Genomic DNA, 15,966 nt, shown 5'->3' on the forward strand with positions numbered 1-15,966 from the left:
GCGCCGCATACATATTCATGCGCGGAGCGGCTGGATCAGCCCGCACGCTCCTCCACGCTCACCTTGCTTTCGATGAAATCCGAAAGGCCGAAGGTCGTCATGAAGCTGACGTCGGCGGCGTCGCGTCCGATGCCGATCTTCACCGTCTTGGCCGGATCGGCCATGCCGGTCGCGTCGACGATATGCCACGCGCCGCCATCCTCGATGCTGGGATCAGCGAGGAAGACCTCGGCGACGGCATGGAAATCGGGGGGCTCTACGCCGGGTGCGTAGCACGCCACGTAGCGTGCGGGGATGGCGCTGGCGCGGACCATGGCGACGGTAAGGTGCGCGAAGTCGCGGCAGATTCCGCGCCGTTCGACGAAGGTATCGAGCGCGGAGGTATCCGCCGTGCTGCTGCCGCTGGCGTATTCGATCTTGCGGGCAATCCATTCGCGGATCGCCTCCACTCGCGCGCCGCCGGCGGTGTCGCCGAATTCGGCATCGACGAAGGACTGGAAGCGGTCGGCGGCGCAATAGCGGGAATCGAGAAGATATTCGATCGCTTCCCCCGGCAGGTCGTGCGCGTCGAGCTGGGCGAGGGTCGCGACGTCCGGGACGATCCGGTCGATTTCGACCAGCGCCTTGTACGAAACGTCGATGCGGCCTTCGGCGCGCAGCCAGATACGCTCCCCGATTTCATCCTGCGCGGGCACGCGGGCGAAATGTTCGCCCAGGGTCAGCCAGGTATCGGTTTCGAGCAGGCGTTGTTCCGGGATCACTGCCGCCTCGAACTGCAAAAGGCAGTCGGTCGGGCGGTCGAGCTGGAAGGCGAAGCTGGATTCGATGGCGATGGGCATGGGCGGATAACGCACTGTCGTGCGCTTTCTATCCCGGCTAATTTGCCGCGATCACGCCATAAAGATCATGCGCGTCGGCGTCTTCGATGGTTACGTCGACGAAGTCGCCTGCCGAAAGCGTGGCAGAAACGTCGCGAAGATACACCGCGCCATCGATTTCCGGGGCGTCGGCCTGGCTGCGGCCCGTGGCGCCGATGTCGCCATCTTCGTCCGGTTCGCCCACCTCGTCGATGATGACGGGAATGGTCCTGCCGACCTTGGCGGAAAGCTTGGCCGCGCTGATCCGCTCCGTCACTTCCATGATCCGCGCGTAGCGTTCTTCCTTGATCGCTTCGGGTACATGGTCGGGCAGGGCATTGGCCTGCGCGCCTTCGACCGGCTCGAACCGGAACGCCCCGACACGGTCGAGCTGCGCTTCCTCCAGCCAGTCGAGGAGATAGCGGAAATCATCCTCCGTCTCTCCGGGAAAGCCGACCACGAAGCTGGAGCGCACGGCAATCTCCGGACACACTTCGCGCCAGCCCTTCAACCGTTCGAGCACCCTGGCCTCGTTCGCCGGACGCTTCATTGACTTCAGCACCTTGGGGCTGGCGTGCTGGAAGGGAATGTCGAGATAGGGCGTCAGCAAACCCTCCGCCATCAGCGGGATGACCGCGTCGACGTGCGGGTAGGGGTAGACGTAATGCAAGCGCACCCACGGCGTCTCGCCCTGCGGCGTCCGCAGCTGGCCGAGTTCGCGGGCAAGGTCGGTCATGTGCGCGCGCACTTCGCGGCCTTTCCAGTCGCGCGGCTCGTGCCGTGTATCGACGCCATAGGCCGAGGTATCCTGGCTGATGACCAGCAGTTCCTTCGTCCCCGCCGCGACCAGTTTCTCGGCCTCGCGCAGCACGGCATCGACACGTCGGCTGGCGAGTTTGCCGCGCAGATCGGGAATGATGCAGAAGGCGCACGAGTGATTGCACCCCTCTGAAATCTTGAGATAGCTGTAGTGGCGGGGCGTCAGCTTGATGTCGGGCTGCGGGATCAGGTCGACGAACGGGCCCTGACTGGGCGGCGCGTATTCGTGGACCGCCTCGACCACCTGTTCGTACTGATGGGCGCCGGTCACCGCGAGCACTTGCGGGTGGGCGGCGCGGATCGCGTCCGCTTCTTCGCCCATGCACCCGGTCACGATCACGCGGCCGTTTTCCGCGATCGCTTCCCCGATGGCGGCGAGGCTTTCTTCCTTGGCGCTGTCGAGGAAGCCGCAGGTGTTGACGAGCACCACGTCGGCGCCGGCATAGTCGGGGCTCATCGCATAGCCATCGGCGCGCAGGCGCGTGAGGATGCGTTCGCTATCGACCAGCGCTTTCGGGCAGCCGAGGGAGACCATGCCGACCTTCTTCTGGTCGGGAATAGAGGCAGGCGATGTGTTCATGGATTGGCGGCGCCTCTACACCACAGACGCTGGCGACGCCATAGGAGAGTGGTGCCCCCTCAACCGGGGACGTTCGCCATCCCTTCGTGGCGGTCGCCGCTGGTGGCGCCGTATTCGGTCGGGACGATTTCCACGATGATGTCGCCCGCCCGCACGGTCTGGCAGTCGGTTTCCCAGAAGCCCAGAGCCTTGCCGTCGCGATAGATGCGAAGGCCGCGTCCGCCGGAACTCAGCTTGTCGATCGAACAGCCGTCTTCGTCGGGCAGCACCTTGCGTTCGACCAGTTGCACCCGGCCGCTGACGCTGGCGAGGTCCGCCATGTATTCCGCGATATGCGTACCCTTGGCGCTGCCCGCCAGCAGCAGGCCGGTGAAGCGCACCGGATTGATGACGTTGTTCGCACCCGCCTGCCGGGCCAGCAGTTCGTTGTCGTCGGCGCGCACCACCACGCTGATCGGCACGTCCGGGGCGAGGTGGCGAACGGTCAGCACGATCAGGATCGAGGTGTCGTCGCGACCGGCCGATACCAGCACCGATTCCGCCAGATGGATGCGGACCGCCTTGAGCGTGTCGTCGCGCGTCGCGTCACCCGCCATCACGTTGCAGCCGAGCCGTTCGGCGTTGACCAGCCTGTCCTCGCTCGGATCGATGACGACGATGGTGGACGGATCGGTGCCGCGCGCAATCAGTTCGGCCACGCTTTCGGAGCCGCTGACGCCGAAGCCCAGCACGACCACGTGGTCGCAGAGTTCTTCCTGGATGCGGGCCATGCGCCAATTCTCCCAACTGCGCTTGATAAGGAAATTGTAGGCCGTGCCGACGAAAATGAACAGCACGGCAAACCGGACGGGGGTGACGATCACCGCTTCCACCAGCCGCGCACGATCGCTGATCGGGGCAATGTCGCCGAAGCCGGTGGTGGTGATCGAGATCATGGTGAAATAGACGACGTCGAGGAAACTGATGTCGCCATCGAGATTGTCGACCAGCCCGGCACGGTCCCACCAGTGGATCATCACCACGGTGAAGATCAGGAACAGCGCGAGACCCAGCCGGATGCCGATATCGCCCCACACGGGCAGGCGCACGGCGCGGCGCAGCGGCGAGTATTGCTGGGAGCGCAGCCGCGCGCGGAGTTTGTCGTCGCTCATGCGCCTTGCCGCAGCCTTCAGTCGTGAACCAGTGGAGCGGGATCGACCGGCTTGCGGTTCTTGCGAATTTCGAAATGCAGTTCGGGCCGTTCCGCCTTGCCGCCCTGTCCGGCAATGCCGATCCGCTCGCCCTGCCTGACCTGCTCACCGCGCTTCACAGTGACATCGGTCATGTGGCCGTAGACGGTGTGCCAGCCTCCGCCGTGGGAAATGATGACCATCTTGCCGAAGCGCACCGGTTCGTCGCCGGCGAAAATGACTCGCCCGCTGGCAGAAGCCCGAACCATGTCGCCGGGATCGACCGCGTAATCGAAGCCTTCGTGTCCGGCGTTGTCGGCCGCGCGGTAACGGTAGGTGTAAAGCAGGTCGCCGTCGTGCGGCGCGCGAAAGTCCGGCGTGCGCGCGCTCGTGGCGGGCAGGGCGCGGCGGGCGAGTTTCGTTTCCGGCATGACGGCGGGAATGATCAGCTTCTGCCCGACGCGGATACTGCCGTCGCCCGCCAGCTTGTTCGCCGTCTTGATGGCGGAGAAGGGCACACCGTAGCGATTGGCGAGCCCGAGGCCGGTCTCCCCTTCCTTCACCACATGCGTGCGCTGGCGCGGGATGACGAGCTTCTGGCCGAGCTTGACGACGTAGGGTTCCGAGATGCCATTGGCCGCCGCGATCACGCTGGCGGAAACGCCTGCGCGGTTGGCGATGCCGTTCATCGTCTCCCCTTCCTCGACCGTGTGCTCGGTCTCGGTCGCGGGGTTGGCGAGCGCGCCTGTCGTCATGCCGAGAAGCAGCGCGGCAAATACGGCGACGAGCCCGGCGCAGCGTGTCATGGAAAAATTCCTATCCCGCAAACCTTTGGCGCAGTGTGGCGAGCGAAGCGTCGTGCGTCAATTCGAGTTGCAGCGGGGTCACGGCAATATGGCCGTCGGCGATTGCCTCCAGGTCGGTGCCGTGATCGAGCGTGTGCTCGATCGCGTGCAGTCCGAACCAGTAATAGGTCAGCCCGCGCGGGTCGCGGCCTTCGACCACCGAAGCGCGCGAATAGTCGTGGAAGCCCTGCCGCACCGCGCGGATGCCCTTGATCTCGCTCGCGGGCCGTGGCGGGAAGTTGACGTTGATCAAGGTGCGGTCGACCAGCGGCATGTCGATCAGCTTTTGCAGCACTTCGACACCCCATTGGCGGGCCGCATCGAAGGCTTCATGCGCACCGTCGCGGTCCAGAACCTGGCTCAACGCGATCGATCGGACCCCGGCGAGCGCCCCTTCCATCGCCGCGCTGACCGTCCCCGAATAGGTGATGTCGTCCGCCAGATTGGCGCCGCGGTTGACGCCGGACAGGATCAGGTCGGGCTTGTGCTCGTCGAACAGCGTTTGCAGCGCCAGCATCACCGTGTCGGTCGGCGTACCGGTCACGCAATAGCGCCGCTCGCCCAGCTGGCGAAGACGCACGGGCTGGTTGAGCGTCAGCGAATGGCCTGCGCCGGACTGTTCCTCCGCCGGGGCGCAGACCCAGACGTCGTCGCTCAGCTGCGCGGCGATTTCTTCCAGCACCGCGAAGCCGGGGGCGTGGATGCCGTCGTCGTTGGTCAGCAGTATCCTCATGCCGCTTGCTCCAGCACGACCATGCCGCCCGTGTAGGGCTTGAGCGCGTCGGGTACTATCACGCTGCCGTCGGCCTGCTGGTAATTCTCCAGCACGGCCACCAGTGTGCGCCCGACCGCGAGGCCGGAACCGTTGAGCGTGTGCACGAACTCGGTCTTCTTTTCGCCTTCCGGTCGGTAGCGCGCATTCATGCGCCGCGCCTGGAAAGTGCCGCACCAGCTGACCGAGCTGATTTCGCGATAGGCGTCCTGCCCCGGCAGCCACACTTCGAGGTCGTAGGTCCGCCGCGCGCCGAAGCCCATGTCGCCGGTGCACAGCAGCATCTTGCGGTAGGGTAGCTCCAGCCTTTCGAGCACCAGTTCAGCGGAGCGAGCCATGTGTTCGTGCTCCGCTTCGTAGTCCTCCTCGCGGCAAATCGAGACCAGCTCGACCTTCGAAAACTGGTGCTGCCGGATATAGCCGCGCGTGTCGCGCCCCGCCGATCCCGCTTCGCTGCGGAAACACGGGGTAAGGGCGGTGAGTCGCATGGGCTGCGAAAGGTCGTCGACGATCTGCTCGCGCACCGAATTGGTCAGGCTGACCTCGGCGGTGGGGATCAGCCAGCGGCCATCGGTGGTGGCGAAAAGATCCTCCGCGAACTTGGGCAATTGCCCCGTTCCGAACACCGCATCGTCCCGGACGAGCAAAGGCGGCTGACATTCGGTGTACCCGCGCTCTTCCGTTTGCAGGTCGAGCATGAACTGGCCGAGCGCGCGTTCGAGCCGCGCCATCTGGCCTTTCAGGAACGCGAAGCGCGCGCCGGACATTTTCGCCGCAGTCTCGAAATCGAGGCCAAGCGCAGGGGCGAAGTCGGCGTGCTCCTGCGGCTGGAAGTCGAATGCACGCGGAGTACCCCATCGCGCAACTTCCGCGTTCGCGTTCTCGTCCTCGCCCTGCGGGACATCTGCTGCGGGAAGGTTGGGAATGCTCGCCAGAAGCGTGTCGAGCTTGTCGGCAAGGTCGCGTTCCTGCTGCTCGACCTCGGGCATGGACTGCTTCAACCCGGCCACCTCGGCCTTCAGCGCCTCGGCTTCGTCCTTGTCGCCGCGTCCCATGGCCTGGCCGATCGCCTTGCTCGCTTCGTTGCGGCGGGCCTGCGCCTCCTGCAACCGGGTGATCAGGCCGCGCCGTTCCTCGTCCAGTGAAAGGATCTGGGACGAGACCGGCGCGTAACCGCGCGTGGCGAGGGCGGCGTCGAAAGCCGTAGGATCGTCGCGAATGGTGCGGATATCGTGCATGGCGCGGCCTATGCCCGCGCAGCGGAGGGCTTGTCCAGCATCCATAGCGCCGGGGAGCTATCGGGGAACCGAGTTGCCCGCCGGAGGTAGATTTGCCACTGCCGCGGCCTTCAGCCGCCGGTCATCAGTAAAGCGCCAACGAGGTTACGTGACGGACAAGCCCATCCAGCCGCCCCGCCGGAGCCGTGCGATCGATCTGCTCGACGCATGGATGGGGTTCGCATGGCGCACCGGCATTCGCAAACGTCCGCTGCTTGAGCGGCAGGCCCTGATGGATGATGCGGCGGCAGAGACCGGTCTCGACGATTTCGGAGACGAATGGTTCGTCAAGCCGCTCGACGTGCTGCTGGACTCGATCGAGGCGGAAGCGAAGCTCAACGATGCCGGGGTGATGGCTGCGAAGCTGCAGTTCCACAAGGTCTTGAAGGACCGGCTGTGGGCGCAGATGTGGTTCAAGCGGCATCCCGAGATTCTCGCGCGCCCGCTGCCGCACCCGGTCATCGTGGTCGGCCCGATGCGGTCCGGTACCACCCGGATGCATCGCCTGCTTGCCGCCGACCGGCGGTTCTCTCACCTTCGCAGTTTCGAAACGATCAGCCCGGTGCCGCGCCCCGATTTCGAGCCCGGTACACCGGATTTCCGCCAGACGCTGGCCGCGCGGATCATGAAGGTGGCTCGCATAGCCAACCCGCGCACGCTCAACATCCACCCGACCGGCCCGATGGAACCGGAGGAAGAACTCGGCCTGCTGGTCAACAGCTTCTGGGGCATGAAGCACGAAGCGCAATGGCAGGTGCCGTCTTACGGCCGCTGGTGCGAAGCGCAGGACGCGCGCCCGGCCTATCGCGGGATGGCGGACCTGTTGCGCCTGACCGGCTGGTCGCAGCAGGTATCATCGTTACGGCCCTGGATCCTCAAGACACCGCAGCACATGCTGGATCTGCCCGCACTGCTCGACGTGTTCCCCGACGCGCGGTTGATCTTCACCCATCGCGACCCGCAGGCGGTGGTCGGCAGCGCTGCCTCGCTCGCCTGGAACCAGACGATCATCTATTCGGACGACGTTCCGCCTGACGGCATCGGGCAGGAATGGCTGCGCAAGACCACGCTGATGATCGAGCGGATGCGCGCAGCGCGCGATGCGATCCCCGCCGAACGGATGATCGACGTCCATTTCGACGAGATGGATCGCGACTGGCGCGGCGCCATGGGGCGGGTGTACGATTTCCTCGGCCTCGACATCGCGCCCGCGCTGCCGGGAATGGAAAACTACCTGTCGCGAACCCGCGATCTGAAGCGGCGCCCGCATCGCTACAGCCTCGCCGAATTCGGCCTCACGCCAGAGCAGGTCGATGCCGAACTGGGCGAATACGTGCGCAGCTACGGGATTGCCGTGGAGGATCGCCCCGAACCGCAAAGAACGAAGGCCGCCCGCAGCTAGGCAGGCGGCCTTCGGCAGAGAGCACTTCGATCAGTAGTTGAACGTGGCGGTGACGAAGACCTGGCGCGGGTTGCCATAGAATGCCGTCAGCGTGCCTTCCGGCCCCAACGTCGGAACGGGGAAACCGTTGGCGCCATTGACGATGTCGCCCGTCACCGGATTTGTGGCGACGAAGGTATAGCCGCTGGTCTTGTATTCCTTGTCGAGGATGTTCTTGCCGAGCAATCCGATGCTCCAGCGATCTTCCGGCCCGGTGTAGACGACGCTCGCGTCCCATAGCGCGTAGCCCGACTGGTCGAGATAGGGGTTCGGAATCTCGAACTGGTAAGTCTTGCTGCGGTAGGACAGCGTTGTCCCTGCATAAAGCTCGCCCGCGCCCATGTCGGCAGTGTAGCTGAGTGTGCCGGACGCCGTGAACTTCGGCGTGTTCTGCACTTCGCGATACTCCGCAACATCGGTGGGTACGCCGCCGATATTGGTGATGTATTCGTCGTACTGCGCGTCGATGTAGCCGACCGAAACCGCCGCTCCCAGACCGCCGCCGAGGCGCGCGTTGCCTTCGAACTCGACGCCCTTGAAAGTTGCCTTGCCCGCATTGGAAACGACCCCGCAGAAGCTCGGCAGGCCGCCGACTTCGCAGGCGACCGATCCGGGGATCTGCACGTCGGTATAGTCGGCGTAGAAACCGGCCAGCGCGATATTGACCATGCCGTCCATCAGATTTGCCTTGTAGCCGACTTCGTAGCTGTCGACCTGTTCGGGCCGGAAGCTGAGGAAGCTGGCAACTTCGGCGTCGGTGGGTGCGCCGGGGATCGCTGCGGGTGCATTCGCGCCCACGCCGCGCGGGTCGAAGCCGCCGCCCTTGAAGCCCTTGGAATAGCTGGCGTAGAGATTGTGATCCGGCGTCGGCATGAAGCTGATCGAGGCGCGGGGGGTGAACTTCTCGAAGCTGCGCGATCCTTCGAAATCGGTACCCGGAGCACCGAAAGGCACGCCTGCTCCGCCGAACTCCGGCGATCCGCCGCCGAGGTAGTTCTGACGGAGGATGTCCGCGCTGCGATCGTCCCAGGTGTAGCGGCCCCCGACGGACAGGCTGAGCTGTTCGGTCAGATCGTAGCTGAAGTCGCCGAAGACCGCGTAGGTTTCCGTATCGACATTCGCCTGCGTAAAGGCGGTCAGTCCGGCAAAGGTGGTGAAGATGCGAACATCGAACAGCGTGTCCGCCGAAGCTTCGAGATAGTAGAGCCCCAGCAGCCCGGTCAGCGGTCCGCCATCGTCATACAGAAGCTGGAATTCCTGGCTGATCTGATCGTTGTAATATGCGCCCGGCACATCGAGATCGACGGCGGGAAGCGCATCGAAATCGATCGGCGTTTCGCTCTTGTCCTCGCGCCATGCGGAGATGGAGCGGAAGGTCATGCCTGCGCCCAGATCGATCTCGGCGTTCATCGACAGGCCGTAGGCCTTAATATCCTGTTCCGGGTCGTTCAGCCCGCCGCGCGTGTCGAAAACGTCGCCTAGCACCGGCGCGCCGGTGACGAGGCCGGGGATCAGGCGATGGCCGCCGCGTGGGCTGCTCTTGTCGCGGGTGTAGTCGCCCTGCACCCGCAGGAAGACAGGCGCACCGTAGCCACCCATTTCGAGCGACGCGCGTCCGGCCCAGATGTCCTTGTCGTAATTGTCGGTGCCGAGCGTCAAGTTCTCACCGAAGCCCCCGCGCGACAGGCGCGCAACCGAACCGCCCACGCGCACTTCGTCGCTGAGAGGGCCGCTGACGGTGACCACGCCTTCGGCCTGATCGTAGGTGCCGTAGGTCGCGCGGGCCTTGAGGGAGAGTTCCTGCGGCAGGCGCCGGGTCACGTATTTCACCGCACCGCCGATCGTGTTGCGCCCGTAAAGCGTGCCCTGCGGACCGCGCAGCACCTCGATCCGTTCGACGTCGTAGATGTCGAGCACGGCGGCCTGCGGGCGGTTGAGGTACACGTCGTCCAGATAGATGCCGACACCCTGTTCGAAGCCGGAAACCGGGTCTTGCTGCCCGATCCCCCGGATGAAGGCGGAGAGGGTGGAATTGGTCGCACGCGAGCTTTCGAGCGTCACGTTCGGCGCAACTTGCCCGATGTCGGTAATGTCCTGCGCGCCGCGCTGCGCCAGCTGTTCTCCGCTGAGCGTGGTGACCGCGATCGGCACGTCGACCAGCCGCTCTTCCCGGCGGCGGGCAGTGACGAGGATCACGCTGTTGTCCGCAGCGCTGTCGGCGGCGGTCTGTTCCTCGGTATCGATGACGGCAGTGGCGTCCTGCGCCGCGGCGGGTGCGGCCAGCAAGGCAATCGGTGCCGCGCCGAGCATCAGCGTGGCGCCGCGAAAAGCGGTATCTTTTTTCATCGGAATGTCCTCTCCAAACCTTATTGCAGCAAGCAATATTGAAAACTGAACCGACTTTCAAGTTTGTTGTTGAGATGGGCTTGCCTGCCATGTATCTGCCGCTTCGGAGGAGAGGTTTCATGCCGCAGGGCGAAGCTGCGATATCATCCAAGGAACCGCGCACTGCACGCGGGCGCAAGACGCTGCGCAAGCTGCTCGATGCCGCGACGGTCGAATTCGGGGAGCGGGGGTTTCACGAGGCGTCGATCAGTTCGATCACGCGCCGCGCAGGTGTCGCGCTGGGCAGTTTCTACACCTATTTCGATTCGAAGGACGCCATCTTCCGTGCGCTCGTCGGCGACTTGTCCGACGCGGTGCGACAGGCCGCGGCAAGCGCGATCACCGAACCGAAGGATGCGCTGGCAACCGAGCAATCCGCGCTGGCGGCCTTTCTCGCCTTCGCCAGCGAGCACAAGGAAATCTACCGCATCATCGACGAGGCGGAGTTCGTCGACCCGACCGCTTACCGCGCACATTACACCTCTGTCGCCGGCCGCATTTCCGAACGCCTGCGCAGCGGAGTCGCGGCAGGTGAGCTGCGGACCGACTGCGCCGAGGTGGAAGCCTGGGCGATCATGGGGATGAACGTCTTCCTCGGAATGCGCTATGCGATATGGAGCGAGGAGAGCGACGATCTCGATGCTGTCGCGTCTCGTGCGGGCGAGTTGCTGCGAAGTGGATTGCAGGCGCGCTGAGAAGCGGCTGAGCGCGGAACCGCCTCGCTGTCCAATCGTTGGATTTCCAAAGGAGATTACCATGATTGGCAAGATTATCACCGCAGCCATTGGCGCAGGTGCGGCAAGGGAAACCAGCAAGATCGACGGAACGACCGGGGCCGCGCTAGGCTTCATCGCACCGATGGTGCTTCGCCGCCTCAGCCTGCCCGCGATGATTGCAATCGGCGTCGGCGGTTATGCGTGGAAGAAGCTCGCCGACAAGGGCGACGTGAAGCGGGATCGCACCACCACCGCAACCCCGCCGAAAACCTCGACCGCGACGCATATCGACACGGCGCCGGCAACCAGCAAGCCGGAACCGGTCGCCGCCTGATAGCCTGCGGGCAAGACGAACGCGAAATGCGCGTCCGGAACCATCCGGGCGCGCATTTTTGCTTGCGCAGTGCTATGATGCCCAGGCTTCTCAGTCTGGGGCAACGATATGCATTACCCTGCGCTCGCCGGGCTGGCTGCCCTGGCCTTCGTCCTCGGATCGCCCTCGCAGCGCGCGGCGGTCGACGAGAGGCGGCTGGACCTATGCGAATACCGACTGTTCTGGTCGGATGAATTCGACGACCTGAGCATCGCGGCATGGCGATTGGGCGACAAGCGCTGGATCGCGCATACGCCTTGGGCCGGCGATTTCGGCGACGCCCAGTTTCTCGACCCCGGCGCCGACGGGCCGTTCGCCATAGAGAATGGCACGCTCGTCATCACCGCGCGAAAGCGCCGGGACGGTCGCTGGACCTCCGGACTGATAGCCGCCACGGATACCGAAGGGGCGGGGACCAGCCAGCAATATGGCTATTTCGAAGCACGGATGAAGGTCGGTCCCGGACCCGGCACCTGGCCTGCATTCTGGCTATACAGCCACCAGTCCCGGCGCGGGAAAACACCCGATGTCGAAATCGACGTCATGGAGTTCTACGGCCACGACCCTAGTTCCTACTATGCCACCTGGCACATCTACCACAAACCGCTGATCGATGGCCGCAAGGACGGCGTCACGCAGCGTATCCCGATACCCGGCGGCGGGCCCACGGACGGGTTCCACCGGTTCGGCGTCGATGTCTCGCCAGATCGGATCACCTATTATCTCGACCGGCGTCCTGTCTGGCAGCACCCGACACCGGCGGAATTGAAAGCCCCGCTGTTTCCGCTCGTCAACCTTGCGCTCGGATCGGGTTATTCGATCGAGAATACCCCTAGCCCGTCGCGGCTGGAGATCGACTACGTGCGCCTTTACGCACCGCTCCCGGAGGAGGAACGCGGCGATTGCGGAACAGCGGAGATTTCAGCGCGTGCTGAAGCGCCAGCGGATCAGCCTTAGCGCCGGGCCGCGCGGCAGGATCAGTGCGAGCAGCGACCATGTCGCAACGCGAAGCCGCCGACCGAACGGCTCGAACCCGCGTCCTTTCATCGATACGGCAAGGTCGCGTAACATCGTCAGACGGTTCTCCCCTGGCACGGGGTGGATAGCCGGATTGATCCGGAGGGACGCAATCCGCAACTGGAGCAGGTGCAGCCCGCGCCGGATGCAATTTTCCTGCGGCCTGTCGGTGCCGAGCGCGCGGCAGATCGTCTCTGCGCTGTGCTGCCGCCTGTAGGCCCTGTCGACCTCGCGCGCGAAGCGGCTGCGGTCGGCCAGTAGGTTGCTGTCGTTGTCGCCATGCTGGCGGTAGAGCACCAGCGGCTTTGCCACTGTGACCACGTCACCGAGGAACGGGGCCAGCGCGAGGCAGGTGGAATCGGTAAAGGCGTCGTGCTCCCCGCCGATGGGGAAGAACCGCGCGAGAAACGTGCGGGCGTAGGCGTTGCCCGAACCCGGCGGGGTAGGATATTCGCTGGTCATCGTGGCCCAGCGGCGGATCTCTTCCGGAGAGGGGGCGCACGCAATGTCGGGCACCAGCGAGCCTAGCTTGCGTTCCGCCGCGTCGACGCGGGCCATCTGCACCTGCACCTTGCTGATCCCCGGCCGCCAAACGGCGGCGACCTCGCGTGCGAAGCCCGGCTCCAGCACGTCATCGGCGTCGAGGAACACCACGACATCGCCGCATGAGCGTGCGAATCCGGCATTGTTGGCCGCGCGCTGACCGGCGTTCGCCTGGAATATGGCAATTACCTTGTCGCCATAGCTGCGGATGACCCCGCGCGAGCCGTCGGTCGATCCGTCGTCCACGACCACGATCTCGACGTGGGGCCACTCCTGCCCCAGCGCGCTGTCGATCGCCCGGCGCACGAAACGCGCGTAATTGTAATTGGCGATGACGAAGCTGAACGTCAGCGGAGCGCCGGTATGCGCTGCCTCACCTGCAACCAGGGCTGATCGAATGTCCGTCTGCATATCGCACCGCGGATAGCAAACCTGCCGATACGCTGTCCGCTGCGACTCCGGCCTACGACTTCTGCGCCGCCGATTACGCCCAATGCCGCATGGAGGGGCCGCGCGAAAAGGTGTTCAATCGGCCAGCTACCACGGACAAGGGAAACAGGCAGGCGGCAATGGATCGGGCGCTGGGCTTCAACGGATTGCGATGGACACTGGGCTCGGTTCCGGGGCGCTATCTTGGCGCTGTTTTCCTGTCGCTTTTCTGGGTGCTGGCGGTTCTCGCGGCCCCGCAGGCCAAGGCTCCGAAAAGGGTGTCCAACATGGAGGTCGCGCGGCTGGAAGCTTCCGCCATTCCCGTTCCGGGGCGCACCGCGCGCTCCAATGCCGTGCAGCCGGGCGTGAAGGCGGCGGCCAGCGCAGAGCAGGAACTGGCGCCCCACCAGCTCAATGCCGTCGCGCCATACCTCTTTCAGGGTAGCGCCGACGCCCGCGACCTTGCCGTCGCCTGTCTCGCTGCCGCGGCATGGTACGAAGCCGGCAACGATCCGGTGGCGCAGAAATCGGTGATGCAGGTCGTGCTCAACCGGTCGCGGCACAAGGCGTTTCCCAAGACCATTTGCGGCGTCGTGTTCCAGGGTTCCACGCGCAAGACCGGCTGCCAGTTCACCTTTACCTGCGATGGCTCGCTGCGGCGGCGGTTCCCCAGCGAAGCGACATGGAGCGCTGCCCGCCTGCGCGCGCAAGCCAGCCTCGACGGGCTGGTCGACCCCAGCGTTGCCGACGCCACGCACTACCATGCCGATTACGTCTCCCCGTGGTGGAGCGGCAAGCTGGAGCGGTTGAGCACGGTCGGCCGTCACATCTTCTACCGCTGGCGTGGCCAGGGCCATTCGCTGCTGCCGGTTCGCTCTGCCGAGCTGCTGGACGCCGATCGCGCCTTTGTGGCCTCCTTCGCAGGAGACGATCTGGCGCGACGGCCACAGCGCAATCCGCGCACCGGAGAGACCTTGACCGGGGCTGAACCAGAGGTCGCCGACGTCGACTTTCTGCCCGACATTGCCCTGCCGCCAGTCCGGGCCGTGCCGGTGGCGATGGAGCGGCCATCGGCCATTTTCGCTCAGGTCGACAGCGCGCAGCCGAGCGGGCGGTGGGCCGTTACCGCACTCAACCGCTGCGCCGGGGCAAGGGGCTGCGTCGTCCTGTCCTACGCGACGGACGACAGCGTCGCGCGCAATCGCGCGCTGCCGCTTCCGCAACGCGAGCGGCCATTGTTCCTGTTCGCTCGCGACCCAACATCGGGCATGGACCTCGCACTGTGGGACTGTACGCGCGTCGAGCGGCCCAGTGCCAGCCAGTGCCTGCCGGCGAGCGATCTCGCCTTGCGCCGCCTGATGGCAATCAATTCGGGCTAGCTCCAAATAGAAATCGCGGTTTTCGCCGGAAAACCCGTAATCAGCATGGTTAACAAAACACAGAAACAGGGGCCGCGACATGAGCTTGGACAGCCACCGAATACGCAGCAGGAACACCGGTTATGGACGATACAAGGGATCGCAGCGTCTTCGGCCACTGGAGCGCGGGAAGACGCCCCACGCCTCGCGAGCTGGCGGATAGTCTGTTTCAGATGCGCGAAGAGGCAGACCGTCCGCACCACAGCGATTTCGTCGCCGTCAGCGAAGCGATGATGGAGGGGTATGCCCGCTTCATCGAGCTTGGGCTTGCACGGCATACCATCGCGCTCGCCATGCTGGGCGGGGCGATCAATCTCTACGAGATGTTCGATATGCGATCCGACCTGCCGGACATCCTGCGGGCGGTGGCCGATCGGCTCGACGGCGAACCGGCAGACCCGCACTGACGGGCACGACAGGAGATGGCTAACATGCGTATCTGGGTGGCAGTGGCATCGGTCGGTCGGGCGGAGTTGCTTTGCCGCAGCCTGGCGCGGCTCTCCGGCCAGACCAGGCCCGCCGATGGCATCGTGGTGGTAGGCAGCGATGCCGCAGACGTGGCCGGGGTCGTCGAGGCGATCCCGGCCGCGCAGGTTCTGCTGGCCGAGCGCGGGCTGTGCAGGCAGCGCAACGCCGCCCTCGAAATGCTGCGCGAGAAGAGCGATGCCATCGTCTTCTTCGACGACGACTTTCTGCCGGAGCGCCATTTCCTCGAGACGATGGAGCGGGAGTTCACCGCGGATCCGAAGCTGGTCGGCCTGACCGGCGTGCTGATGGCCGACGGTGCGCACACCAGCCAGATCGCCTTCGAGGATGCGGCCGATGCGCTCGACCGGGGGTGCGGGGTGCCGATCGGCACCGATCCGGAGCCGATCAGCTGGCTCTACGGATGCAACATGGCCTTCCGCACCAGCGCCATCGCGGGGTTGAGTTTCGACGAGGCGCTGCCCCTCTACGGCTGGCAGGAGGATGTCGATTTCAGTAACCGGCTTTCGCGTCGCGGTGCCATGCGCAGGACTTCGGGCCTGACCGGCATCCACCTCGGCACGCGCGGCGGGCGGCAATCGGGCCTTCGGCTCGGCTATTCGCAGGTTGCCAATGTCATCTACCTGCTGCGCAAGGGGACGATCGGCCGCTGGCACGGTCTGTCGCTCATGGCGCGCAATATCGCCATGAACGGATCGCGCAGCTTGTGGCCCGAAAACGGGATCGATCGTCGCGGGCGGCTGCGCGGCAACGCGCTTGCTGCTGCCGACATTTTGCGGGGCCGTGTGACGCCGCAGCGCATCGAACAGCTGTGAGATCGCCGAAGCGCGACCGGCGCT

The 15,966-nt window shown here is 65.1% G+C and carries 15 protein-coding genes; 7 read left to right on the forward strand and 8 right to left on the reverse strand.

What is annotated here, in order from left to right; translation table 11 throughout:
* Positions 1 to 35: 35 nt before the first annotated feature.
* The 6 genes from ACXYN8_RS02695 to serS are packed head-to-tail and all read right to left on the reverse strand — an operon-like array spanning position 36 to position 6,280.
* A complete protein-coding gene (locus ACXYN8_RS02695; protein ID WP_458887762.1) occupies positions 36 to 854 on the reverse strand; it encodes a transglutaminase-like domain-containing protein in 819 nt (272 codons plus the stop codon).
* Between the two features lie 22 nt (positions 855 to 876).
* Positions 877 to 2,256 (reverse strand): 30S ribosomal protein S12 methylthiotransferase RimO, encoded by a 1,380-nt coding sequence (gene rimO / locus ACXYN8_RS02700; RefSeq protein ID WP_458887763.1) that lies wholly within the window; start codon positions 2,254 to 2,256, stop codon positions 877 to 879.
* Between the two features lie 59 nt (positions 2,257 to 2,315).
* Positions 2,316 to 3,407 (reverse strand): potassium channel family protein, encoded by a 1,092-nt coding sequence (locus tag ACXYN8_RS02705; RefSeq protein ID WP_458887765.1) that lies wholly within the window; start codon positions 3,405 to 3,407, stop codon positions 2,316 to 2,318.
* A gap of 17 nt (positions 3,408 to 3,424) precedes the next feature.
* Complete coding sequence (locus ACXYN8_RS02710) at positions 3,425 to 4,231, reverse strand: peptidoglycan DD-metalloendopeptidase family protein (protein WP_458887766.1); 807 nt, start codon at positions 4,229 to 4,231, stop codon at positions 3,425 to 3,427.
* Between the two features lie 10 nt (positions 4,232 to 4,241).
* Complete coding sequence (gene surE / locus ACXYN8_RS02715; RefSeq protein ID WP_458887767.1) at positions 4,242 to 5,003, reverse strand: 5'/3'-nucleotidase SurE; 762 nt, start codon at positions 5,001 to 5,003, stop codon at positions 4,242 to 4,244.
* Positions 5,000 to 6,280: a serine--tRNA ligase gene (gene serS, locus ACXYN8_RS02720; RefSeq protein WP_458887768.1), complete on the reverse strand. Its 1,281-nt coding sequence runs from the start codon at positions 6,278 to 6,280 to the stop codon at positions 5,000 to 5,002. The genes surE and serS overlap by 4 nt, the downstream gene beginning before the upstream one ends.
* A gap of 148 nt (positions 6,281 to 6,428) precedes the next feature.
* Between serS and ACXYN8_RS02725 the strand changes: the two genes are divergently transcribed.
* Positions 6,429 to 7,721, forward strand: coding sequence for a sulfotransferase family protein (locus tag ACXYN8_RS02725; RefSeq protein ID WP_458887769.1), 1,293 nt, complete (start codon positions 6,429 to 6,431; stop codon positions 7,719 to 7,721).
* Positions 7,722 to 7,751: 30 nt separating this feature from the next.
* Here ACXYN8_RS02725 and ACXYN8_RS02730 read toward each other — a convergent pair whose 3' ends face one another.
* Positions 7,752 to 10,106, reverse strand: coding sequence for a TonB-dependent receptor (locus ACXYN8_RS02730; RefSeq protein WP_458887770.1), 2,355 nt, complete (start codon positions 10,104 to 10,106; stop codon positions 7,752 to 7,754).
* Between the two features lie 119 nt (positions 10,107 to 10,225).
* Here ACXYN8_RS02730 and ACXYN8_RS02735 point away from each other — a divergent pair, with 119 nt between their 5' ends.
* From ACXYN8_RS02735 to ACXYN8_RS02745, 3 genes are all read left to right on the forward strand, one after another.
* Positions 10,226 to 10,840 (forward strand): TetR/AcrR family transcriptional regulator, encoded by a 615-nt coding sequence (locus tag ACXYN8_RS02735; RefSeq protein ID WP_458887771.1) that lies wholly within the window; start codon positions 10,226 to 10,228, stop codon positions 10,838 to 10,840.
* 61 nt (positions 10,841 to 10,901) lie between these two features.
* Positions 10,902 to 11,195, forward strand: coding sequence for a hypothetical protein (locus ACXYN8_RS02740; RefSeq protein WP_458887772.1), 294 nt, complete (start codon positions 10,902 to 10,904; stop codon positions 11,193 to 11,195).
* Between the two features lie 108 nt (positions 11,196 to 11,303).
* Positions 11,304 to 12,191: a glycoside hydrolase family 16 protein gene (locus tag ACXYN8_RS02745; protein ID WP_458887773.1), complete on the forward strand. Its 888-nt coding sequence runs from the start codon at positions 11,304 to 11,306 to the stop codon at positions 12,189 to 12,191.
* Here the strand turns inward: ACXYN8_RS02745 and ACXYN8_RS02750 are convergent.
* Positions 12,156 to 13,205, reverse strand: a complete 1,050-nt coding sequence (locus ACXYN8_RS02750; RefSeq protein ID WP_458887774.1) for a glycosyltransferase family 2 protein — start codon at positions 13,203 to 13,205, stop codon at positions 12,156 to 12,158. The genes ACXYN8_RS02745 and ACXYN8_RS02750 overlap by 36 nt on opposite strands.
* 89 nt (positions 13,206 to 13,294) lie before the next feature.
* Here ACXYN8_RS02750 and ACXYN8_RS02755 point away from each other — a divergent pair, with 89 nt between their 5' ends.
* The 3 genes from ACXYN8_RS02755 (at position 13,295) to ACXYN8_RS02765 (ending at position 15,942) form a co-directional block, all read left to right on the forward strand.
* Positions 13,295 to 14,602 carry a cell wall hydrolase gene (locus ACXYN8_RS02755; protein ID WP_458887775.1) on the forward strand — a complete coding sequence of 436 codons (1,308 nt, stop codon included), beginning with the start codon at positions 13,295 to 13,297 and terminating at the stop codon, positions 14,600 to 14,602.
* 122 nt (positions 14,603 to 14,724) lie between these two features.
* Positions 14,725 to 15,048 carry a hypothetical protein gene (locus tag ACXYN8_RS02760; protein WP_458887776.1) on the forward strand — a complete coding sequence of 108 codons (324 nt, stop codon included), beginning with the start codon at positions 14,725 to 14,727 and terminating at the stop codon, positions 15,046 to 15,048.
* A 24-nt stretch (positions 15,049 to 15,072) separates the two neighbouring features.
* A complete protein-coding gene (locus tag ACXYN8_RS02765; RefSeq protein ID WP_458887777.1) occupies positions 15,073 to 15,942 on the forward strand; it encodes a glycosyltransferase family 2 protein in 870 nt (289 codons plus the stop codon).
* Positions 15,943 to 15,966 lie beyond the last annotated feature (24 nt).

Source organism: Altererythrobacter sp. CAU 1778, assembly GCF_054482795.1.